Genomic DNA, 23639 nt, shown 5'->3' on the forward strand with positions numbered 1-23639 from the left:
GCGGAGCCTCCTCGGCGAAGGTCAGGTCGGGTCAGATCAGGTCGGACGACGCGTACCGGGCCACCGCGGCCATCGGCACCTGCAGCCAGTCCGGGCGGTGCCGGGCCTCGTAGACGACCTCGTAGATCGCCTTGTCGGTCTCGTAGGCGCGCAGCAGCACCGGATCGGTCCGTGGGTCCACCCCGCTGACCTCGGCGTAGCCGGAACAGTACGCCGCCCGGCACGTCTCGGCCCAGCCCGGCACCGGCAGGTCGGTCGAGTGGGCCGCGTAGTCGAAGGAGCGCAGCATTCCGGCGATGTCCCGGGCGGTGGGCTGGGGCAGCCGGCGTTCGGAGAGCGGCTTGGACGGTTCGCCCTCGAAGTCGATCAGCGACCAGTGCCCGGCGGCCGAGCGCAGGCACTGCCCGAGGTGCAGGTCGCCGTGGATGCGCTGCGCGGTCCAGGTGCTGCCCTCGGCGGCGAGATCGCCCAGCGCGGTGAACGCGGAGCGCAGGCCGGGCGCGTACGGCCGCAGCGTGGGGACCGCCTGCACGGCCGCCTCCAGCCGCTCGATCATGCCGTCGACGAGCAGCTGCAACTGCTGGTGGCCAAGCGTGACGGTCGGTAGTGCCCGGGCGAGCGCGGTGTGCACCTCGGCGGTGGCCCGTCCGAGGGCGTGCGCCTCGGCGGCGAAGTCCTCGCCCTTGGCGAGCTCCCGCAGGGCCAGCTCCCAGCCGTCCGAAGCGCCCTGCACGAAGGGCTGGAGCACCGCGAGGGTGTACGGCTCCCCGGCCAGCTCCGCCCGCAGCCACCCCGTCGGCGCGGGCACCCGGGGGCAGCCCTCGCGGGCCAGCGCGAGCGGCAGCTCCAGGTCGGGGTTGACGCCGGGCACGATCCGGCGCAGGAGCTTCAGGATGAACGTATCTCCGTAGACGATCGACGAATTGGACTGCTCGGCGGTCATCACCCGGGCCACCAGACCCTCCCGGATCTCCTGGTGGGGGTCCCGCTCGAAACACAGCCCGCCGATCCGGGTCCCGGTGCGGATCGCCTCCAGGAGCAGTTCGGCGGGCAGTGGGTCGTGGAGGGCGTCGTACGCGGTACGGCCGGCGAGCGGGCCCTCCTCGACATGACCGATCAGCGCGGGCGCCAGCCGGGGCGGCAGCGCCTCGCGCACGCCTATGAGGAGCTGGTAGCAGTCCCCGGGGTGCGGCGGGGCTCCCACGGTGAGCGGCTGGTGGGCGCGGACCAGCAGGTGGTACAGGCCGAGCTTGGCGGTGGGCGGCAGCAGCTCGGTGGCCGCCACCAGCGAGAACCCGGCGAGGGGGCGGCCCTTGCCCGCGAACCAGCGCTGCCGTGGGAGCCACTCGCGCAGGAGTGGATCAAGTGAGTCGAGGAGGCCTGGACTTGTCGTGGCGGTGCGGGTGACGGCTTCCGACATGGCGTGGCGTCCTTTCCCCGGGCTGGCTGGTCGGGGTGTTACTGATGCGTGCCCCGGGCGGGGCGGTGGAAACCGCCCCGCCCGGGTCCTCGTCGGTTATGCGGCGTCCTTGCGGAGCCGGAACCAGTAGAACCCGTGTCCGCCGAGCGTCAGCAAGTACGGCAGATCACCGATGGCCGGGAACCGCACCCCGCCGAACAGCTCGACCGGGTGCCGTCCGTTGAAGGTGCTCAGGTCCAGCTCCGTCGGTTGCGCGAACCGCGAGAAGTTGTGCACGCACAGGACCAGGTCGTCCTCGTACTCCCTCAGGAAGGCCAGCACCGCCGGGTTCGACGACGGGAGCTCGGTGTAGGAGCCGAGGCCGAACGCCGGGTTCTGCTTGCGGATCTCGATCATGCGGCGGGTCCAGTGCAGCAGCGACGAGGGCGACGCCATCGACGCCTCGACGTTGGTGACCTGGTATCCGTGGACCGGATCCATGATGGTCGGCAGATAGAGCCGCCCGGGGTCGCAGGAGGAAAACCCTGCGTTACGGTCGGGGGTCCACTGCATGGGGGTGCGTACGGCGTCCCGGTCGCCGAGCCAGATGTTGTCGCCCATGCCGATCTCGTCGCCGTAGTACAGGATCGGCGAGCCGGGGAGCGACAGCAGCAGCGCGGTGAACAGCTCGATCTGGTTGCGGTCGTTGTCGAGCAGGGGGGCCAGCCGCCTGCGGATGCCGATGTTGGCGCGCATCCGTGGGTCCTTCGCGTACTCGGCCCACATGTAGTCGCGTTCCTCGTCGGTGACCATTTCGAGGGTGAGCTCGTCGTGGTTCCTGAGGAAGATGCCCCACTGGCAGCTGGAGGGGATGGCGGGGGTCTTGGCGAGGATCTCCGAGACCGGGTAGCGGGACTCGCGGCGGACGGCCATGAAGATGCGGGGCATGACCGGGAAGTGGAAGGCCATGTGGCACTCGTCGCCGCCGGCCTGGTAGTCGCCGAAGTAGTCGACGACGTCCTCCGGCCACTGGTTCGCCTCCGCGAGGAGGACCGTGTCCGGGTAGGAGGCGTCGATCTCCTTGCGGACCCGCTTGAGGAACTCGTGGGTTGCCGGAAGGTTTTCGCAGTTGGTGCCCTCCTGCTGGTACAGGTACGGCACGGCGTCGAGGCGGAAGCCGTCGATGCCCAGGTCCAGCCAGAACCGCAGTGCGGAGATCATCTCCTCCTGGACCGCCGGGTTCTCGTAGTTGAGGTCCGGCTGGTGGGAGAAGAAGCGGTGCCAGAAGTACTGCTTGCGGACGGGGTCGAAGGTCCAGTTGGAGGCCTCGGTGTCGACGAAGATGATCCGCGCGTCCTGGAACTGCTTGTCGTCGTCGGCCCACACGTAGTAGTCGCCGTAGGGGCCGTCGGGGTCCTTGCGGGACTCCTGGAACCACGGGTGCTGGTCGCTGGTGTGGTTCATGACGAAGTCGATGATCACGCGCATGCCGCGCTGGTGGGCGGCGTCGACGAACTCCACGAAGTCGGCGAGGTCACCGAACTCCGGAAGGACGGCGGTGTAGTCGGAGACGTCGTACCCGCCGTCCCGGAGCGGCGACTTGAAGAAGGGCGGCAGCCACAGGCAGTCGACGCCCAGCCACTGGAGGTAGTCCAGTTTGGCGGTCAGGCCCTTGAGGTCGCCGACACCGTCGCCGTTGCTGTCCTGGAAGGAGCGGACCAGCACCTCGTAGAAGACCGCGCGCTTGAACCAGTCGGGGTCCCGGTCCTTGGCGGGGGTGTCCTCGAAGGTGTCGTGGACGGGCTCGTTGACGATCATGTTGTGGGTGACCCTCCGATCTGCGGGGTGGACGGTCGCAGGACGGTGAAGATGTGCGCGGGACGAGTGCCCGGTTCGAGACGCACGTAGTTCGTCCTGCCCCAGTGATAGGTCTCACCGGTGAGCTCGTCGCGCACCGGCACCGACTCGTGCCATTCCAGGCCGAGTTGCGGCATGTCCAACGAGACCGTGGCCTCCTGGGTGTGGTGCGGATCGAGGTTCACGACCACCAGAACCGTGTTCGAGCCGCTCCGCTTCGAGTACGCGATCACCTCGTCCTTGTCCACGTGGTGGAAGCGGAGGTCGCGCAACTGCCGTAGGGCCGGATTCTCCCGCCTGATGGTGTTGAGCTGGGTGATCAGGGGGGCGAGGGAGTCGGGGGTGTCCCAGTCGCGGGCCTTGAGCTGGTACTTCTCCGAGTCGAGGTACTCCTCGCTGCCCTCGCGCAGGGGGGTGTTCTCGGCGAGTTCGTAGCCGGAGTAGATGCCCCAGGTCGGTGAGAGGGTCGCCGCCAGGACCGCGCGCAGCGCGAACGCGGGCCGGCCGCCGTGCTGGAGGAAGGCGTGCAGGATGTCGGGGGTGTTGGCGAAGAAGTTCGGCCGCATGTAGGAGGCCGCCTCACCGGAGAGCTCGGTCAGGTACTCGGTGAGCTCCTGCTTGGTGGTGCGCCAGGTGAAGTACGTGTACGACTGCTGGAAGCCGATCTGGGCCAGGGTGTGCATCATCGCCGGGCGGGTGAACGCCTCCGCCAGGAAGATCACGTCCGGGTCGGTGGCGTTGATCCCGGCGATCACCCGTTCCCAGAACACGACCGGCTTGGTGTGCGGGTTGTCCACCCGGAAGATCCGCACCCCGTGGTCCATCCAGTGCCGCAGCACCCGGCTCGTCTCCGCGATCAGACCCTCCAGATCCGCGTCGAAGGCGATCGGGTAGATGTCCTGGTACTTCTTCGGCGGGTTCTCCGCGTACGCGATCGTGCCGTCCGGACGGTGATGGAACCACTCCGGGTGCTTGTGCACCCAGGGATGATCAGGGGAGCACTGCAGCGCGAAGTCCAGCGCGATCTCCAGCCCCTGCGCCGCGGCCTGTCCGACGAACCAGTCGAAGTCCTCGATCGTGCCCAGATCCGGGTGCACGGCGTCGTGCCCGCCCTCCGGCGAGCCGATCGCCCACGGCACTCCCACATCGTCCGGCCCGGCCGACAGGGTGTTGTTGCGGCCCTTGCGGAAGGTGCCGCCGATCGGATGGATAGGCGGCAGATACACCACGTCGAAGCCCATCGCCGCGATCGCCGGCAACCGCCGGGCCGCGGTCCGGAACGTCCCGTGCGGCTGCTGCGGGGTGCCTTCCGAGCGCGGGAAGAACTCGTACCACGACCCGAACAGCGCCCGCTCCCGCTCCACCAGCAGCGGCAGCGTCTCCGACGCCGTGATCAACTCCCGCAACGGATATCGCGCGAGGACCTCGTCCACTTCGGGGGTCAGCGCGGCGGCGAGGCGGGCGGCGGCAGGCCTGCTCTCGTCGCGCAGGGCGCGGATGGCCGCGAGGATCACGCCGTTGCGCCCGTCGTCCGGGACTCCGGCCGCGGCCCGCTCGTAGAGCCGGGCGCCCTCCTCCAGGACCAGTTCGGTGTCCATGCCCGCGGGGATCTTGATCTGGGCGTGGTGCCGCCAGGTGGTGATCGGGTCGCCCCAGGCCTCGACGGTGAAGGTCCACAGGCCGGGCGTGCCCGCGCTGACCGTGGCGCCCCAGCGGTCGGTGCCCGGGGCCAGTTCCCGCAGGGGGGTCCAGGGTCCGGCGCGGCCTTCCGGATCCTTCAGTACGACATTGGCGGCGACCGCGTCATGACCCTCGCGGAACACGGTGGCCGAGATTTCGAACGTCTCCCCGGTGACCGCCTTGGCTGGCCGGCGGCCGCGCTGGACGACCGGGCGGACGTCGAGGACGGGTATGCGCCCGATGGCCGGAGCCCGGTCCGCTTCCGTGGAGGGTCGCTCCTGGGGCGGTGGTCCGGTCTCGACGGGGCGCGGGGTGGATGCGTCGGTGCTGGACGTCAGGGGTGCTGACGAGTGGTGCGTGGCGGGCATGACCGCTCCTGTCCGCGTCAACTTCGGGTGGGCGGATGGATGTGGGGAGGGGGTCCTGCGTGTCGTCCCGGTGAACCTACCCGAGCCGTGTACCGCAGGAGCCTTCCCACCCTATTCGGGTGGGCAATCCGGCACTTTGTTAACTACTCACGCGTATGTCTGCACACAAGACCGGCCCCGTTCTGGCCGAACGGGACCGGTCTGCGGACACTTCCCTCAGGAACGCGGCACCTGAAGAAGTTTGTCCGGCGAACCGGCTCCCCTACCGGACACCTTCCCGGAGATCGCCAGTTTCACCAGTGCCCTGCCAACCTGTGCCGGAGTGGCCGCCGGGTGCTCGGCCAGGTACAGCGCGGCCGCGCCCGCCGCGTGCGGGGTGGCCATCGACGTACCCGACCAGGTCTTCCTGGCGGTGTCGCCGGCGATGCCCGCCGAGGTGATCGAGACCCCCGGTGCGAACAGGTCGACGGCCGAGCCGTAGTTGGAGAAACCCGCCCGCGCGTCCGTCCGGTCGGTCGCGCCGACCGTGATCGCCTGCGGAACATCGGCGGGGGAGTAGAGCCCGGCCGGCAGTCCGTCGTTGCCCGCGGCGACCGTGTAGGTCACCCCGGACGCGATGGAGGTGCGTACGGCGGCGTCCAACTGGGCGTTGTGGGGGCCGCCGAGGCTGAGGTTGGCGACCGCGGGCTTGCGCGCGTTCTTCGTCACCCAGTCGATACCCGCGATGACCTGGGCGGTCGTGCCCGATCCGGCGTTGTCGAGGACGCGTACGGCGACCACCCTGGCCTGTTTGGCCACGCCGTACCCGGTGCCCGCGACGGTGGCCGCCACGTGGGTGCCGTGGCCGTTGCCGTCCCCCGCGGTTCGGTCGCCCCCGACGAAGTCCCAGCCGTAGGCCGCTCGGCCCCCGAAGTCCTTGTGGGAGATCCGGATGCCGGTGTCGATCACGTACACCGTCGTCCCGGCGCCCGCGGACCTCGGCCAGCTGTAGGACCTGTCCAACGACGGCTTCGGCTGGTCGACGCGGTCCAGCCCCCAGGACGGCGGGTTCTTCTGGGTGCCCTCCAGGGTCACCCGGGTGTCCTGCACGACCGAGGCGACCCGTGGGTCGGCCGCGAGCCGCCCGGCCTGTCTCTCGTCGGCCCGGATGGCGTAACCGTTGAGTACCGTGCCGTAGGTATGGCTGATTCTCGCCCCGTACTTCTCGGCGACGCCTTTTCCGGTCGCCGACGGGGCCTTCGTTCCCCCCTTGAGTGTCACCAGGTAACTCCCGCTGACGGAACCGGCCTCTCCGGCGCCGAGTATCCGCCCCTCCTGTGCGGCGTGCGCGGGCAGGGTGATGGCCGAAAGTGCGGCGGCACAGCTCACCGCGGTCAGACCCCCCACCCAGCGCAGACGCCGATCTCGCGTCCGTGCCATGGCTTTGAGTTCCCCTCCTCGACGCGGCGTACGGCAGCCGCGGCGCGCCGGGTGCACCCGGCGTCGGCCGGTACGCCATGGGGAAGCCTCTCGTGCGGTGCGAAGTACCACAAGGAGGCCTATGGGAAGGGAATCGGCCATATCGGCTATGGGGGATCCAGGGGGGTTGCGGCGATTTTTGGTCTGTTCCAGCCGGAACGGCGCCGTGGTGACGAGACCCCCCGCCCGGATACGGTCGAGGTTGACGACGGGACCCACACCGCCGTGTGTCCCCCTCCGCACGCCTGACGAGGTGGCAAGTGAAGGCTATCCGTCGATTCACCGTCCGACCCGTACTGCCCGATGCCCTGCGGCCGCTGAGCGATCTGGCGCGCAATCTGCGCTGGTCCTGGCACGCGGAGACCCGCGACCTCTTCCAGTCCGTCGATCCGGAGCACTGGGCCGCGTCGGGCGGTGATCCCGTACGTCTGCTCGGCAGCGTGCGCCCCGCCCGGCTCGCCGAACTCGCCGAGGACCGCCGCTTCCTGCGCCGGCTCACCGCGGTCGCCGACGACCTCCACGACTACGTCACCGGTGAGCGCTGGTACCAGGCGCACACCGGTGAACTCCCGTCCGCCGTCGCCTACTTCTCGCCCGAGTTCGGCATCACGGCCGCCCTGCCGCAGTACTCCGGCGGTCTGGGCATCCTGGCCGGCGACCACCTGAAAGCGGCCAGTGACCTGGGCGTACCGCTGATCGGTGTCGGTCTGCTGTACCGCCACGGCTACTTCCGCCAGTCCCTGTCGCGGGACGGCTGGCAGCAGGAGCACTATCCGGTCCTGGACCCCAACGAACTGCCGGTGGCGCTGCTGCGGGAGGCCGACGGCACCCCGGCCCAGGTGTCGCTGGCCCTGCCCGGCGGCAAACAGCTGCACGCCAAGATCTGGCTCGCCCAGGTCGGCCGGGTGCCCCTGCTGATGCTGGACTCCGACGTCGAGGAGAACGACCTCGGCGAACGCGGGGTGACCGACCGGTTGTACGGCGGCGGGAGCGAGCACCGGCTCCTCCAGGAGATGCTCCTCGGCATAGGGGGTGTCCGGGCCGTACGGACGTACTGCCGGCTGACCGGCCACGCCGAACCCGAGGTCTTCCACACCAACGAGGGGCACGCCGGCTTCCTCGGCCTGGAGCGGATCGCCGAACTCTGCGACCAGGGGCTGGACTTCGACGCGGGGCTGGAGGCGGTCCGCGCGGGGACGGTGTTCACCACGCACACCCCCGTCCCGGCCGGCATCGACCGCTTCGACCGCGAGCTGGTCGCCCGGCACTTCGGCCCCGACGCCGAGCTCCCGCGCATGGACGTGGGCCGGATCCTCGCCCTCGGCATGGAGACCTACCCCGGCGGCGAACCCAACCTCTTCAACATGGCCGTGATGGGCCTGCGCCTGGCCCAACGCGCCAACGGGGTCTCGCTGTTGCACGGGCAGGTCAGCCGGGAGATGTTCTCCGGACTCTGGCCGGGATTCGACCCCGAGGAGGTGCCGATCACCTCCGTGACCAACGGGGTGCACGCCCCGACCTGGGTCGCCCCCGAGGTGCTCCGGCTCGGCGCCCGGCAGATCGGCGCCCAGCGCACCGAGGACGCACTGACCGTCGGCGGCTCGGACCGCTGGGACGCCGTGGGCGACATCCCCGATCAGGACATCTGGGACCTGCGCCGCGATCTGCGCGAGCAGCTGGTGGTGGAGGTGCGGGACCGGCTGCGGGCGTCCTGGCGCCAACGCGGTGCCGGCACGGCGGAGTTGGGCTGGATCGACGGGGTGCTGGACCCGGACGTCCTGACGATCGGATTCGCGCGCCGCGTCCCGTCGTACAAACGACTGACCCTGATGCTCCGCGACCGCGACCGCCTGATGGACCTGCTCCTGCACCCCGAGCGCCCGATCCAGATCGTGGTGGCCGGAAAGGCGCACCCGGCGGACGACGGCGGGAAACGCCTGGTCCAGGAGCTGGTGCGGTTCGCGGACGATCCGCGGGTGCGCCACCGGATCGTCTTCCTGCCCGACTACGGCATGGCGATGGCACAGAAGCTGTACCCGGGCTGCGACATCTGGTTGAACAATCCCCTGCGTCCGCTTGAGGCGTGCGGTACGTCCGGGATGAAGGCGGCCCTGAACGGCTGCCTGAACCTGTCCGTCCTCGACGGCTGGTGGGACGAGTGGTTCCAGCCCGACTTCGGCTGGGCGATCCCGACGGCCGACGGCTCGGGCACGGACTCCGACCGGCGCGACGACATAGAGGCCGACGCCCTTTACGACCTCCTCGAACAGCGGGTGGCCCCCCGCTTCTACGAGCACGGCCAGGGCGGCCTGCCCGACCGCTGGATCGAGATGGTCCGCCAGACGCTGACCCTGCTGGGCCCGAAGGTCCTGGCGGGCCGCATGGTCCGCGAGTACGTCGAGAGGCTGTACGCCCCCGCGGCCCACGCCCACCGCACCATGGCTCCGGACGCGGCGCGCGAGCTGGCGGACTGGAAGTCGCGGGTGCGGGCCGAGTGGCACGGCGTGACGGTCGACCACGTCGAGACGACCGCCGCGACGACCACGGCCGAACTCGGCACCACGCTCGGCCTGCGGGTCCGCGTCGGCCTGGGCGCCCTCGGCCCCGACGACGTGGAGGTCCAGGCGGTCTCCGGCCGCGTGGACGAGGAGGACCGCATCGCGGACGCGGCGACGGTCCCGCTGAAACCGGTGGGCGGCCCGGACCACGAGGGCCGCTGGCTCTACGAGGGCCCCCTGTCCCTGGATCGCACGGGCCCCTTCGGCTATACGGTCCGCATCCTGCCCTCGCACCGCCTGCTGGCCTCGGGCGCGGAACTGGGCCTGGTGGCGGTGCCTTCGGAGGAGGTGGTGGAGGGGGCGGGGGTGCTGATGCGGTGAACGACGGGGGCGCGGGCTCCGCGCTCAGCCCGCGTCCTCCCCTCCGCACAGCTTCCGCAGCACCGTCCCGCACTTACGGGCGTACGCGTGCTGCAGGCCTCTGGTCGCAGGGCCGCCCGCCCGGGAGTACCACTTGGCGGCTCTGCTGAAGGCCGACACCGTCAGCCATACCGTGCCGTCGCCCGTGCGGTCGACGACGAAGGATTCCTCGCCGCATTCCGGGTGGCCGGCGAGGGTGCCGTAGGCCCAGCCCGCGCGGCGGTGTTCCTCGACCGTCCAGACGACTCGGCAGGGTGCCTTGATGACGCCCGCCAGGGTGACCGTCACGTCCACGTCGGGGGCCGCGCGGTCGGCGGTGGTGTCGATGCCGACGCCGAGCGCGCGGTGCATCTCCCAGGTCAGGACCGCTTCGGAGGCCTTCCGGAAGACGTCGTGGCCCTCGCCTATGCGCGTGCGGACGTGGAGGGGGTGGAAGCCGGGCGGGCAGAAGCCGCTCCGCCGGGTCGCGCCGACGTCGTCGTACGTGAAGGACATGGGACCCAAGAGTAGGGCGGTACCCGGAAATGCCTTCGTTCCGGGTACCGCCCGTCAGCAACTCAGTCCCTCGGGACCACTAGCTGACGTTGACCGCGGACCACGCCGCCGCCACCGCCTTGTACTCGGTGCTGGTGGAGCCGTACAGGGCCGACGCCGCCGAGAGCGTGCCGGTGCGGGCCGCCTTGTAGTTGGTCGTCGACGTGAAGTACGTCGTCAGCGCCTTGTACCAGATCTGCAGCGCCTTGGCGCGGCCGATGCCGGTGACCGTGGAGCCGTTGGACGTCGGCGAGTTGTAGGACACGCCGTTGATCGTCTTCGCACCGCTGCCCTCGGACAGCAGGTAGAAGAAGTGGTTCGCGACGCCGGACGAGTAGTGGACGTCCAGGTTGCCGACGGACGAGGACCAGGAGTCCGCCGAGCCGCCGTCCTTGCTGGGCTTGTCCATGTAGCGCAGCGGGCTGCCGTCGCCGTTGATGTCGATCTCCTCGCCGATGAGGTAGTCACCGACGTCGTTGGAGTTGTTCGCGAAGAACTCCACACCCGTGCCGAAGATGTCCGAGGTCGCCTCGTTGAGGCCGCCGGACTCGCCCGAGTAGTTCAGGCCCGCCGTGTTCGAGGTGACGCCGTGGCTCATCTCGTGGCCGGCCACGTCCAGCGAGGTCAGCGGGTTGACGTTGCCCTCGCCGTCGCCGTACGTCATGCAGAAGCAGCTGTCGTCCCAGAACGCGTTGACGTACGCGTTGCCGTAGTGGACGCGGCTGTAGGCGGCGACGCCGTTGTTCTTGATGCCGCTGCGGCCGAAGGTGGACTTGTAGAAGTCCCAGGTCTCGGCCGCGCCGTAGGCGGCGTCGACGGCCGCCGTCTGGTCGGTGGTGGAGCTGGAGGCCGCGCCGGTGCCCCAGACGTTGTCGGCGTCCGTGAACAGGGTGCCCGCGGAGGAGCTGGTGCCGTGCGACTTGTTGTACGTCTTGTGGCTGCCGCGGGTGCCGTCGGTCAGCTGGTACGTCGAGCCCGAGAGGGTCGTCTCCAGGCTGACCGTGCCCGAGTACAGGCTCTTGCCGGTGCCGGTCGCGTTCTCGATGCCCTGGTACTCGAAGAGCTTCTTGCCGGTGGCGGCGTCGGTGATGACGTGCAGCTGGTTCGGGGTGCCGTCGTCCTGGAAGCCGCCGACGATCGTCTCGTAGGCGAGGACGGGGGTGCCGTTGCCGGCCCAGATCACCTTGCGCGCGCCGTCGGCGGCGGCCTTGTCCGAGCCCGCGGCCTTGGCGACGGTCAGGGCCTGCTTCTCGGCCTTGGCGACGGTGAGCTTCGGGGTCAGGGAGGCGACCTTGATGGTGGCCTTGGTCGCTCTGGAGACGCCCTGGGTCGCACCGGACTTCGACTCGTGGACGACGAGGTCGCCGCCGAGGACCGGCAGGCCCGCGTAGGTGCGCTCGTAGCGGGTGTGGACCGTGCCGTCGGCGTCCTTCACGACGTCCTTGACGACCAGCTTCTCCTTGGTGCCGAGGCCTATCTCCTGGGCCGTGTCGGCGGCGGTGGCCTGGCGCTCCTTGATGAGCGAGGTGCGCGCGGCCGAGGACAGCTGCAGCGGGGCGGCGGCGAGGGTGGCCTTGCCGCTCGACTCCGCCGGGGTCTGGGCGGAGGCGGCACCGGCGGTCATACCGGTGGTGAGAAGGGCCCCGGCCGCGACCGCGGTGGCGATGGCCAGGGTGGTGCGCTTGTGACGCGCGTAGAGGGGGGTCACACAAGCTCCTTCGTGGGGGAGCCCGGAGGGCGTGGGGTTGCCTTCCGGGGTGGTTGTGAAGTTGTGCGGCGGTTGTGAGGAAGCGTGGCATCAAGGCGCGTACATGTCATGACCCCCAAGTGATGTTGGCTGAAAGTCGACGGCTGGATGAACATTGCAGGCATGTAAAGCGAGTTGACCTGGGTAAAGCGCCAACAGGACGTCGGTCATGGACTGGCAAAAAGAGGGCGCCGCCCCGGGGAGTCGAACCTCCGGGGCGGCGCCCTGTCCCTGTGCGTACCGGACTACGGGAAGGTGAGCTTCCAGCTGTTGATGTAGCCGGTGTCCTGGGCCGCGTTGTCCTGGACCCGCAACTGCCAGGTCCCGTTGGCGACCTCGGAGGAGGCGTTCACCGTGTACGTGGTGCTGAGGTTGTCGGTGCTGCCGCCGGTGCCGTACGCCTTCAGCGTGTACGCCGTGCCGTCGGGGGCGATCAGCTGCACCCGGAGGTCACCGATGTAGGTGTGCACGATGTCGACCGAGACCGCGAGGTTCGACGGCGCGTTGCCCGTACGCCCCGACACGGTGATCGGCGAGTTGACCGCCGCCCCGTTGTCCGGAATCGATACGTCGGTGGTGGACTCGAAGGAGGTGCCGCCACCGCCGCCGCCCGGACGCGAACCGACCGCCACGCCCGCCCAGGCGTTCGCCACGGCCGTGTACTCGGCGCTCGTCGTGCCGTACAGCTCACCGGCCGCCGCGAGGGTGCCGGTGCGGGCGCCCGCGTAGTTGGTCGTCGAGGTGAACTTCGTGGTCAGCGCGCGGAACCAGATCTTCTCCGCCTTGTCCCGGCCGATGCCGGTGACGGGAAGGCCGTCCGAGGTGGCCGAGTTGTAGGTGACACCGTTGATGGTCTTGGTGCCGCTGCCCTCCGACAGGAGGTAGAAGAAGTGGTTCGCCGGGCCGGACGAGTAGTGGACGTCCACCGACCCGATCCCCGAGTACCAACTGTCCTTGGACGCGCCGTCCTTGCTCGGCTTGTCCATGTAACGCAGCGGCGTGCCGTCGCCGTTGATGTCGATCTCCTCGCCGATGAGGTAGTCACCGACGTCCGAGGAGTTGTTGGCGTAGAACTCGACGGCCGTGCCGAAGATGTCGGAGGTCGCCTCGTTCAGACCGCCGGACTCGCCCGAGTAGTTGAGCCCCGCGGTGTTCGACGTGACGCCGTGGGTCATCTCGTGACCGGCCACGTCGATCGACGTCAGCGGGTGGGTGTTGCCCGACCCGTCGCCGTAGGTCATGCAGAAGCAGCTGTCCGACCAGAACGCGTTGACGTAGTTGTTGCCGTAGTGGACGCGGGAGTACGCCCCGACCCCGTCACCGCGGATGCCCGAACGCCCCTGCACGTTCTTGTAGTAGTCCCAGGTGAGCGCGGCGCCGTAGTGCGCGTCGGCGCCCGCGGTCTCCGTGTTGGAGGCGCTGCCGTTGCCCCAGACGTCGTCCGGGCCCGAGAAGAGGGTGCCGGTGCCGGAGGTGCCGCGGTTGAGGTTGTACGTCTTGTGGCTGCCGCGCGCCCCGTCGGTCAGGTTGTACGTCGACCCGGACTGGGTGGTGCCGAGGGTGACCGTGCCGCTGTACATGGTGTTGCCGGTGCCGGTCTCGATGCCCTGGTACTCGTAGAGCTTCGCGCCGGTCGCCGCGTCCGTGATCACGTGCAGTTCGTTCGGCGTGCCGTCCTCCTGGAGGCCGCCGACGACCGTCTCGTACGCGAGGGTCGGGGTGCCGTTGCCGGCCCAGATCACCTTGCGCGGGGCGCGGTTGGTGTCGGCCTTGTCGGCGCCGGCGGCCTTCGCGAGCGTGAGCGCCTGCTTCTCCGCCTTGGCGGCGGGCAGGGCCGCGGTCGTGGTGGCCGGCTTGATGGCCTTGGCCGTCGCCTTCACGACGCCCTCGGTCGCCCCGGACTTCGTGGTCTCCACGACGAGGTCGCCGCCGAGGACGGGCAGGCCGTCGTAGGTGCGCTCGTAGCGGGTGTGGAGCGTGCCGTTGCCGTCCTTGACCACGTCACGGACGACCAGCTGTTCCTTGGCGCCCAGACCGAGGTCCTCGGCGGTGTCCGCCTTGCCGGCGTTCGCCTTGCGTATCAGCTCGGCGCGCTGGGCGGGGGTGAGCTTGAGGGACTCGGCGCCCGGGATCACCTTGCTCGCGGCCGACGGTGCCTTCTCCGGGGCTGCGGTGGCGGCGCCCGACTGGACGGCCGCGGCGATCAGGGCGGAGACACCGACGAGGGCCACGGCGGCGGCCTTGCGGTGCGGGGTGTGGGGGGCGCGTCTGTGGGAGGAACTGTCTCTCAACACTGACTCCTTCTGCGCGGCCGCGGATCACACGGCCAGGGGAGACCGGACGGTGGGTCGACCGTCCGGGCGGTACGCGGAACGAGGTGCGGACGGCCGCGAACAGGCCACAGCAAGAGAGATCTGTGAGGTTGCTGTGAAGCGGCCGTGGGAAGAGTGGCACCGGAAAGCCCGTACTGTCAGGAGCGCGTCAGAAACTTGGCCGGAAACAGTCCGTTGTCCGGTCGTTCATGTTCGATATACGGTCCCGTGGGATCAGCTGCCGCCCGGCGCTCCGTGCCACGACCCCCACAGCGCCGCGTACGCCCCGCCCGCCGCCACCAGCTCCTCGTGCGTGCCCAGTTCGGTCAGCAGGCCGTCCTCCATCACCGCCACCCGGTCCGCGTCGTGCGCGGTGTGCAGCCGGTGCGCGATCGCGATGACCGTGCGCCCCTCGAGTACGGCGGCCAGGGCGCGCTCGGTGTGCCGTGCGGTCGTGGGATCGAGCAGCGCGGTCGCCTCGTCCAGGATCAGTGTGTGCGGGTCCGCCAGCACCACCCGCGCCAGCGCGAGTTGCTGCGCCTGCGAGCCGTCCGTACGGCAACCCTCCTCACCCAGCCCGGTGTCGAGCCCCTCGGGTAGCTCCCGCACCCACCCGTCGGCCCCCACGGCGGTCAGGGCGGCCCACAACTCCTCGTCACCGGCGCCGGGTTCGGCGATGAGGAGGTTGTCGCGGACCGTGCCCAGGAAGACATGGTGCTCCTGGGTGACCAGGACGACCTGGCGGCGCAGCTGCTCGGGGTCCAGGCCGACGACCGGGACCCCGCCGACGGTCACCGAACCGGAGGTGGGCGCGTCGACGCCCGCGAGCAGCCTGCTCAGCGTGGTCTTCCCGGCACCGGACGGGCCCACCACCGCGAGCCGCTCACCGGGGCGCACGGTCAGGTCGACGCCGTGCAGGACCTCGCCGCCGCGGCCGTAGGAGTAGCGCACGCCGGTCACGTCGATGCGGTCGTCGGCGGGGGCGGGGGAGTCCTCGACGGAGGCCCGTGGCGCTGCCGCGAGGCCCTCCACGCGCGCGAACGAGGCTCCGCTGGACTGGAGTTGCTCCACCCGCACCAGGATCTGGTCGAGCGGGTTGACCAGTTGCTGGAGATACAGGGCGGCCGCCACCACCGAGCCCAGGCTCATCACGCCCTGCGCGTGCAGCATCCCGCCCACCAGCAGCACGCCGGCCACGGGCAGGATGTACGCCACCTCGACCACGGGGAAGAACACACTGCGCAGGTAGAGCGTGTACAGCCGGGTGCGGCGGGCCGTGTCGAGGGCCTCCCGGCTCGCCCGCACGCGTCGCTCCTCGAGCCGCAGTGCCTCGACCGTTCGGGCGCCGGACGCGGTGGCCGCGAGGATCTCGGCGACCTCCGAGGTGGCCTCGCCCTCGGCCAGATAACCGTCCCTCGCCCGCCGCAGGTACCAGCGCAGCACGAACCAGATGGGCAGCAGACCGAACACCCCGACCGCGCCGAGGAGCGGGTCGAGGACGAACACCGCGGCGAGCAGGAACAGGAACTGCACCGAGTTGATGAGCAGTTCGGGTCCGGCGTCGCGGAGCGTGGTGCCGACCGTGGCGACGTCCGCGGTGCCGCGGGCGGTGAGGTCGCCGGTGCCCGCACGTTCCACGACGGAGGCGGGCAGGGCCAGCACGCGGTCCACGAACTCCTCGCGGACCCGGGCGAGGGTGCGCTCGCCGAAGCGGTGGCCGACGTAGCGGGCGAAGCGGGCGAGGAGCAGCTGGGTGCCCGCGCACACCACGAGGACCAGGGAGAGCCGGTCCACCGCGGCCACGCCCTCGCCGGCGCGGACCTCGTCGATGATCCGGCCGAGCAGCCAGGGGCCGGCGAGACCGGTGAGGGCGGCGGCCGCGTTCAGCGCGAGGACGGCGGTGAAGGCGCGGGTGTCCTTGCGGATCAGCCGGACGGAGGCACGCCGGACGGTGGCCTGGTCGGCGACCGGGAGGTGGCCCTTGCTCACTTCGCGACCTCCACGTCCCGGGCGACCAGGGCGCGGTATCCCGGTTCCTCGGTGAGGAGTTGCTGATGGGTGCCGGACGCCGCGACTTTGCCGTCGACCAGGTAGTGGACCGTGTCGGCGTGGTCGAGCATCAGGGGCGAGGTGGAGGTGACGACCGTCGTACGGCCGCTCCGCGCGGTCTTGAGCCGGTCTGCCACGAGGGCCTCCGTGTGGGCGTCCAGGGCGGAGGTGGGTTCCGCGGCGAGGAGGATCTCCGGGTCGGCGAGGAGGGCCCTCACCAGTCGGATGCGTTGGCGCTGCCCGCCGGAGAGGTTGCGGGCCTGGGCGTCGACGGGGGAATCGAGGCCGTCCGGGAGGCCTTGCACGATGTCGTCCGCCACGGCTGCGTGTATCGCGGCTGCGGCCGAGTGGGGGCCGGTCGCGCCCCGCGGCGCAGCCGCAGATCGACCCGGCCCCGCCCCCCTTTGGGGCGCGATCACCTCACGCAGAGTTCCCGCGAACAGGTCTGCCTCGTGGTCCGCCAGCAAGATCCGCTCCCTGATCCGGGGCAGCCTGATCTCGTCCATCGGGACTCCGGCCCAGGTCGCCTGCGACGGGGTGTAGCGGCCGAGCCGGTCCAGCACCGCTGCCGTGTCCGCCGGATGCGCAGAGGTCAGTGCCGTCATGCGGCCCGGAAGGATGCGTACACCCGACTCCGGGTCGTGCAGCACCGACGGTTCCGCCGGAGCGTCCCTCGTCCCCCGGTCCTCCAGCGGCTCCAGCCGCAGGAACGCCACGACCCGCCTCGCCGCCACCACCCCCCGGCTCAGCTGGTACCCGCACTCCACCCAGAACGCCACCGGACCCACCAGGACGGCGACATAGCCGTACACCGCGACCAACTCGCCCACGGTGATGTCCCCCTGGGCGGCCAGACGGGCCGCGAGCCAGGTGACCACGGCGAGGAACAGGGTGGGCAGGCCCACGCCGAGGGCCTGGACCCAGCTCGTGACCGCGCCCACCCGGTAGCCCTGGGCCCGCAGGTGCCCGCTGTCGCGGTGGAAGGCGTCGGCGACCAGGCTCTTGCCGCCCAGACCGTTGAGGACGCGCAGACCGCTCGCGAGATCGCCGATACGGGCGGTGAGGATGCCCTGGCGGTTGCGGTACTCCGTCTCGGCACCCTGGAGGCGGGACAGGAAGGGGCCCACGAGAAGGACGATCGCCGGAATGCCGAGGAGGACCACGGCCGCGAGGACCGGGGACACCGCGACCAGGAGGGCGGCGACCGTCAGATAGGCGACGCACGCTCCGACGCCCGGGCCGACGACAGTCAGGGCGCCGGCGATCGTCTGCACGTCGCCCACGCCGATCGTGACGACCTCCCCGGCCCCGGTCCGGCGCGAGAGCGCGGCCCCGAGACGGACCGCCTGACCGACGACCACCTTGACCGTGCGGAAGTTGGCGTCCATCCGCACCCGGGTCATCGTGCGGTGCCGCATGATGCTCAGCCAGGCGTTGAAGGAACCGACCGCGAACAGCGCGAAGCTCCAGCCGGCGAGCGCCCCCCAGTCGCCCGGCTCCAGACCCTCGTCGATCGCCTTCGCCATCAGATACGGCGTCGCCGCCAGCAGCACCATCCACGTGCTGCCCAGCAGCGCCCCGGCCACCGACCGCCCCGGCTGGCAGCGCACCAGCCACCACAGGTACCGCCAACCGCCGCGGACATCGGGCGTGCCGGGGTCCTCGTACGCGTCGACCATCATTCCCCCTGGTCACCCATGTCGTCGTTCACGCCAGACTGTCCCGCCACGCCCGGTGCAGATCCGCGAACCGGCCCGTCCCCGCGACGAGTTCGGCCGGAGTGCCGTCCTCGACGATCCGGCCGTGCTCCATGACCAGCACCCGGTCGGCGATCTCCACGGTGGACAGCCGGTGCGCGATCACCACGGCCGTACGGCCCTTCAGGACCGTCGCCATCGCGCGCTGCACGGCCCGCTCGCCCGGGACGTCGAGCGAACTGGTCGCCTCGTCCAGGATCAGCACCGCCGGATCGGCGAGCAACGCCCGCGCGAACGCCACGAGTTGGCGCTGCCCGGCCGAGATGCGGCCACCCCGCTTGCGTACGTCCGTGTCGTACCCGTCGGGCAGGGCGCTGATGAAGTCGTGCGCGCCGATCGCCTTCGCGGCCCGCTCGATCTCCTCGCGGCCGGCGTCCGGGCGGCCGATCGCGATGTTCTCGGCGACCGTGCCGGAGAACAGGAACGCCTCCTGCGTCACCATGACCACCCCGCGCCGCAGCTCGGGGACGGCCAGGTCGCGAAGGTCCACGCCGTCCAGGAGGACGCGGCCCTCGGAGGGGTCGTAGAAACGGGCCAGCAGCTTGGCGAGCGTCGACTTGCCCGCGCCGGTCGAGCCGACCACCGCGACCGTCTGCCCGGCGGGCAGGGTCAGGTCGAAGCGGGGGAGCACCTCGCCGCCCCTGCGGTAGCCGAAGCGGACACCGTCGAAGACGACTTCGCGGCCCGGGTGCTCCGACTCGATGGCCGGAAGCTGTCGGGGCGCCTCGGGTTCCGGCACCGTCGGGGTCTGGGCGAGCAGGCCCGCGATCTTCTCCAGGGAGGCCGCCGCCGACTGGTAGGAGTTCAGGAACATCCCGAGCCGGTCGATCGGGTCGTACAGCCGCCGCAGGTACAGCACCGCCGCCGCCAGCACACCCAGCTCCAGCGAGTCCTGCGCCACCCGGTAGGCGCCCCACAGCACGATCCCCGCGACGGCCGCGTTGGCGACCAGCCGGGACGCGACGACATAGCGGGCCATCTCGAGCAGCGCGTCGCCGTTGACCCGCTCGTGCCGCTTGTTCAGGACGGCGAACTCGGCGTCGTTGGCGGCCTCGCGGCGGAACGCGCGCACCGGGCGGATGCCGTTCATCGTCTCCACGAACTTCACGATCACGGCGGCGATCGCGGTCGACCGCTTCCGGTACACCCGGCCCGCCCGCTGCCGGTAGTTCCGCACCAGCAGGTACAGGGGCACGAAGGACGCCACCGCGACCGCGCCGAGCCCGAGGTCCAGCCAGAGCAGCAGGGCGGAGATGTACAGGAAGGACAGGATGACGGTGACGAGCTCCTGGAGGCCCTCGTTGAGCAGTTCGCGCAGCGACTCCACGTCCGTGGTCGAGCGGGAGATGAGCCGGCCCGAGGTGTAGCGCTCGTGGAAGTCGATGCTCAGCGCCTGGGCGTGCCGGAAGATCCGGCCCCGCAGGTCGAGCAGCACGTCCTGGTTCACGCGCGCGGAGACCAGGATGAACGCGTACTGCAGTCCCCCGGAGGCCAGCGCGCACAGCAGATAGCCGGCGCCCACCGCCATCAGCGGGCCGTTGTCGTGGTCCCGGAACGCGGGGACGGCCCGGTCGATCGCGTACGCCACCAGCAGCGGGCCCGCCTGCACGGCCGCCTGCTGGAGCAGCAGCAGGAGGGTCGTCACGGCGACCCGCGCCTTCATGGGGGCGAGCAGGGACCGCAGCAGGAGGGCGGTCGAGTTCGGGGGAGCGGGCAGGCGGTCGTGGTCGAAGGCGTCGTCGCCGTCCTTAGGCCCGGGCAGACCGGGTTCCTCGTCCGCGGTGGGCGCGGACGTCGTGGGGGCCGTCATCGGGCGTCCTCCTCATCCCGGGACTCCGCCCCGGACACGTCACCGGGCTCTTCCCCGGCCCCGGACATCAGATGGGCGTACTCGGCGTTGGTGCGCAGGAGTTCGTGGTGGGTGCCCACGGCCGTGACGCGGCCGTCCGACAGCAGGGCGACGCGGTCGGCGAGCTGCACGGTCGAGGGGCGGTGGGCGACGATCAGGGCGGTGGTGTCCGCCAGGACGTCCCGCAGCGCGGCTTCCACGGCGGCCTCGGTGTGGACGTCGAGGGCGGACAGGGGGTCGTCGAGGACGAGGAACCTCGGCTTGCCGACCACGGCCCGGGCGAGGGCCAGGCGTTGGCGCTGGCCACCGGAGAGGCTGAGGCCCTGTTCGCCGACCTGGGTCCCGGTGCCCTGCGGGAGGGTGTGCACGAAGCCGGCCTGGGCGACGGACAGGGCGCGGTCCAGTTCGTGCTCGTCCGCGCCCATCAGGACGTTGTCGCCCACGCTGGTCGAGAAGAGGGTGGGGTCCTCGAAGGCCACGGCGACCATCGAGCGCAGCGTCTCCCTGGGCATGGCGGTGATGTCCTCGCCGTCCAGGGTGATGCGGCCGGAGGTGAGCTCGTGGAGGCGGGGGACGAGGGCGGTGAGGGTCGTCTTGCCGCTTCCGGTCGCGCCCACGAGGGCCATGGACTCGCCCGGGCGGATGTGGAGGTCGATCAGGTCGAGGACGGGCGGGGAGTCCTCGGGGGCGTCGGGGTAGCGGAAGCGGACGTGGTGGAACCGGAGGCCGTCCGCGGGCCGGTCCGGGCTCGTCGCTCCCGGCGGCGCAGCCGCGGACCGATACGGTCCCGCGTCCCTGACGGGCGCGCTCTCCTGCTCCGGTACCTCGTCCATCGCCTCGAAGTAGCGCTCCGTCGCCGTCGCCGCCTCCTGGCTCATCGCCAGCAGGAAGCCGATCGACTCCACCGGCCACCGGAGCGCGAGGGCCGTCGACAGGAAGGCCACCAGCGTCCCCGCCGACAGGTCGCCGTCCGCCACCTGCACGCAGCCCAGCACCAGCGCCGCCGCGATGGCCACCTCCGGGAGGGTGGTGATCACGCCCCAGATCGCGGCCAGCAGCCGCGCCTTGCGCAGCTCGGTCCCGCGCAGCTTTCCGGACAGGTCGCGAAACGCCCGCGCCTGCGACCGGTGGCGGCCGAAACCCTTGATGATGCGGATGCCGAGCACGCTCTCCTCGACGACCGTCGTGAGGTCGCCGACCTGGTCCTGGGCGAGTCGCGCCACATGGTGGTACCGCTTCTCGAAGATCACGCAGGTGACCATCACGGGGATCGCGGGGCCGAGGATCACCAGGCCCAGGGTCCAGTCCTGGAGCAGCATGATGATCACGCCGGCGATGATCGTGACGGTGTTGACCAGCAGGAAGGTCAGCGGGAATGCCAGGAACATGCGCAGGAGCATGAGATCCGTCGTGGCCCGCGACAGCAGCTGGCCGGACGCCCAGCGGTCGTGGAAGGCCACCGGGAGGCGCTGGAGGTGCTGGTACAGGCCCGCTCGCATCTCCGCCTCCACATGGGAGAGCGGTCTGGCCACCAGCCATCGCCGCAGCCCGAACAGCAGCGCCTCCGCGAACCCGAGCAGCAGCAGGTACAGCGCCCCCAGCCACACGCCCGCCGTGTCCCCGTCGGCGACCGGTCCGTCCACCATCCACTTCAGGACGAGCGGGATCACCAGCCCGGTGCAGGAGGCGAGGATCGCCACACAGGCGGCGGTGAACAGCCGCGCGCGGACCGGCCGGACGAACGGCCACAGGCGCAGCAGGGTCTTCACGGCCGATCGGTCCTTGGTGGTTGCACGTGTCGTGGACATCAGCTGCGAGCCTACGGATCGGCACTGACAACGCCCACCGAGTTTTGGCCGGACCGGAATCGGCCGATGGACCTACGACCTGCGTGTTCGAGGGGTCGTACGGGAAGAGCGGAGAGGCTGTGGGGGAAGAGCGGAGAGGCTGTGCGGGAGGAGCCGAGGGGGTCGTACGGGCGCATCAACCGATCGGTTGATGCCGGGTCGAGCGCGACGGGCGATGCGGCGGCGGGGCCCCGACCGGGACGCTGATGCCATGTCCGTCATCGAAGTCAGCGAACTGCGCAAGTCCTACGGCGGCCGGGCCGTCGTCGACGGTGTCTCCTTCACCGTCGAGGAGGGCGAGATCTTCGGAATCCTCGGCCCGAACGGCGCCGGCAAGACCACCACCGTCGAGTGCGTCGAAGGCCTCCGGGTCCCCGACGCGGGCCGGGTCCGTGTCACCGGGCTCGACCCCGTCGCCGACCACGCGCGCGTGGCCCGCGTCCTCGGCGCCCAGCTCCAGGAGAGCGAACTCCAGGCCAAGCTCACCGTCCGCGAGGCCCTGGAGCTCTACACCACGTTCTACGACAAGCCCCTCGACTGGCGCCCGCTCGCCGAACGGCTCGGGCTCACCCAGAAGCTCACCACCCGGTTCGGCAAGCTCTCCGGTGGCCAGAAGCAGCGCCTGTTCATCGCGCTCGCCCTGGTCGGCAACCCCCGGGTCGTCGTCCTGGACGAGCTGACCACCGGCCTCGATCCACGTGCCCGCCGCGACACCTGGGAGCTCATCGAGGACGTGCGCGCGAACGGCGTGACCGTCCTGCTCGTCACTCACTTCATGGAGGAGGCGCAGCGGCTCTGCGACCGGATCGCCGTGATCGACAAGGGCCGGGTCGCCGCCCTGGACACCCCGGCCGGGCTCATCCACCGCTCGGCGGGCGCCACCGTCATCAGCTTCACCCCGTCCACCGCGCTCGACGCGCACGAGCTGAACGCGCTGCCCGCGCTCGCCTCGATCGAGGACCGGGACGGCCGTCTCACCCTGTCCGGCACCGACGAGACCGTGAACGCCGTGATCACCCTGCTCGCCCGCCGGCACGTCACCGCCCACCAGCTCCGGGTCGTCGACGCCACCCTCGACGACGCCTTCCTCGACCTGACCCAGGAGGCCACGGCATGAACACCGCCGTACTGCGGACCGAGGTCCGACTCTTCCGCCGCGAACCCGGCGCCCTCTTCTGGATCCTGCTGTTCCCGACCCTGCTCCTGGTGATCCTCGGCTCGATCCCGTCCTTCCGGAACCACGAGGCCGACCTCGGCGGCCTCAGGACCATCGACGTCTACGTGCCCGTCGCCGTGCTCCTGGGCATGATCGTCGGCGGCCTGCAGTCCATGCCGCAGACCCTCACCGGCTACCGCGAGCGCGGCATCCTGCGCCGCATGTCCACCACACCGGTCCGCCCCACCGCCCTGCTCACCGCGCAGATGACCGTCTACGGCGGTGCCGCCCTGGCATCCGCGCTGCTCGCGCTCGCCGTCGGCCGGTTCGCCTTCGACGTACGACTGCCCCAGCAGCTGTTCGGCTACCTGCTGGCCCTGGTCCTGGCCGTGCTCGCCGCCCTCGCGCTGGGCGCGGTGGTCTCCGCGCTGTCCCGGACCACGAAGATCGCCGGCGCCATCGGGTCCGCCGTGTTCTTCCCGGCGATGTTCTGCGCGGGCGTGTGGGCGCCGGTGCAGACCATGCCGCACGTGCTCGCCCGGATCGTCGGGTACACGCCGTTCGGCGCCGCCGCCGAGGCCCTGAACCGGGCCGCGGCCGGGCACTGGCCGGGCTGGACCCACCTGGGCGTCCTCGTCGTGTGGACGCTGCTGCTGACGGCCGCCGCGTCGCGCTGGTTCCGCTGGGAGTAGGGGAGACGCCGTGCAG

Annotated in this window: 14 protein-coding genes; 3 read left to right on the plus strand and 11 right to left on the minus strand. The window is 70.8% G+C overall.

Annotated elements, in window-relative coordinates; translation table 11 throughout:
• Positions 1-31: 31 nt before the first annotated feature.
• The 4 genes from IOD14_RS08035 to IOD14_RS08050 all read right to left on the minus strand — a co-directional run bounded on the left by IOD14_RS08035 (position 32) and on the right by IOD14_RS08050 (position 6723).
• Positions 32-1420 carry a maltokinase gene (locus IOD14_RS08035; RefSeq protein WP_123991724.1) on the minus strand — a complete coding sequence of 463 codons (1389 nt, stop codon included), beginning with the start codon at positions 1418-1420 and terminating at the stop codon, positions 32-34.
• Positions 1421-1516: 96 nt separating this feature from the next.
• A complete protein-coding gene (gene treS, locus IOD14_RS08040) occupies positions 1517-3217 on the minus strand; it encodes a maltose alpha-D-glucosyltransferase (protein WP_123991725.1) in 1701 nt (566 codons plus the stop codon).
• Complete coding sequence (locus IOD14_RS08045; RefSeq protein WP_212669949.1) at positions 3214-5304, minus strand: alpha-1,4-glucan--maltose-1-phosphate maltosyltransferase; 2091 nt, start codon at positions 5302-5304, stop codon at positions 3214-3216. The genes treS and IOD14_RS08045 overlap by 4 nt, the downstream gene beginning before the upstream one ends.
• A 216-nt stretch (positions 5305-5520) precedes the next feature.
• Positions 5521-6723 (minus strand): S8 family peptidase, encoded by a 1203-nt coding sequence (locus IOD14_RS08050; protein ID WP_212669950.1) that lies wholly within the window; start codon positions 6721-6723, stop codon positions 5521-5523.
• Positions 6724-7022: 299 nt separating this feature from the next.
• On the opposite strand from IOD14_RS08050, the gene IOD14_RS08055 reads away from it, so the two are divergent.
• Entirely contained in the window at positions 7023-9641 is a 2619-nt protein-coding gene (locus IOD14_RS08055; protein ID WP_123991727.1) for a glycosyltransferase family 1 protein, read from the plus strand.
• Between the two features lie 24 nt (positions 9642-9665).
• Here the strand turns inward: IOD14_RS08055 and IOD14_RS08060 are convergent, their stop codons facing one another.
• The 7 genes from IOD14_RS08060 to IOD14_RS08090 form a co-directional block, all read right to left on the minus strand.
• Positions 9666-10175, minus strand: coding sequence for a DUF1990 domain-containing protein (locus IOD14_RS08060; protein WP_123991728.1), 510 nt, complete (start codon positions 10173-10175; stop codon positions 9666-9668).
• Positions 10176-10254: 79 nt separating this feature from the next.
• Positions 10255-11922: a M4 family metallopeptidase gene (locus tag IOD14_RS08065; RefSeq protein ID WP_123991729.1), complete on the minus strand. Its 1668-nt coding sequence runs from the start codon at positions 11920-11922 to the stop codon at positions 10255-10257.
• Positions 11923-12206: 284 nt separating this feature from the next.
• Positions 12207-14252 (minus strand): M4 family metallopeptidase, encoded by a 2046-nt coding sequence (locus IOD14_RS08070; protein WP_212669951.1) that lies wholly within the window; start codon positions 14250-14252, stop codon positions 12207-12209.
• Between the two features lie 255 nt (positions 14253-14507).
• Positions 14508-16262 carry an ABC transporter ATP-binding protein gene (locus IOD14_RS08075; protein ID WP_212669952.1) on the minus strand — a complete coding sequence of 585 codons (1755 nt, stop codon included), beginning with the start codon at positions 16260-16262 and terminating at the stop codon, positions 14508-14510.
• Entirely contained in the window at positions 16259-18001 is a 1743-nt protein-coding gene (locus IOD14_RS08080; RefSeq protein ID WP_123992892.1) for an ABC transporter ATP-binding protein, read from the minus strand. Before IOD14_RS08080 ends, IOD14_RS08075 begins: the two co-directional genes overlap by 4 nt.
• A gap of 28 nt (positions 18002-18029) precedes the next feature.
• Complete coding sequence (locus tag IOD14_RS08085; RefSeq protein ID WP_212669953.1) at positions 18030-19889, minus strand: ABC transporter ATP-binding protein; 1860 nt, start codon at positions 19887-19889, stop codon at positions 18030-18032.
• Positions 19886-21736: an ABC transporter ATP-binding protein gene (locus IOD14_RS08090; RefSeq protein ID WP_123991733.1), complete on the minus strand. Its 1851-nt coding sequence runs from the start codon at positions 21734-21736 to the stop codon at positions 19886-19888. The genes IOD14_RS08085 and IOD14_RS08090 overlap by 4 nt, the downstream gene beginning before the upstream one ends.
• A gap of 250 nt (positions 21737-21986) precedes the next feature.
• On the opposite strand from IOD14_RS08090, the gene IOD14_RS08095 reads away from it, so the two are divergent.
• Entirely contained in the window at positions 21987-22892 is a 906-nt protein-coding gene (locus IOD14_RS08095; protein ID WP_123991734.1) for an ABC transporter ATP-binding protein, read from the plus strand.
• The gene (locus tag IOD14_RS08100; RefSeq protein ID WP_123991735.1) at positions 22889-23623 is read left to right on the plus strand and encodes an ABC transporter permease; all 735 of its coding nucleotides are present in this window, start codon (positions 22889-22891) and stop codon (positions 23621-23623) included. Before IOD14_RS08095 ends, IOD14_RS08100 begins: the two co-directional genes overlap by 4 nt.
• Positions 23624-23639: the final 16 nt, after the last annotated feature.

Source organism: Streptomyces sp. A2-16 (genome assembly GCF_018128905.1).
In the GTDB taxonomy this organism is placed as follows: domain Bacteria; phylum Actinomycetota; class Actinomycetes; order Streptomycetales; family Streptomycetaceae; genus Streptomyces.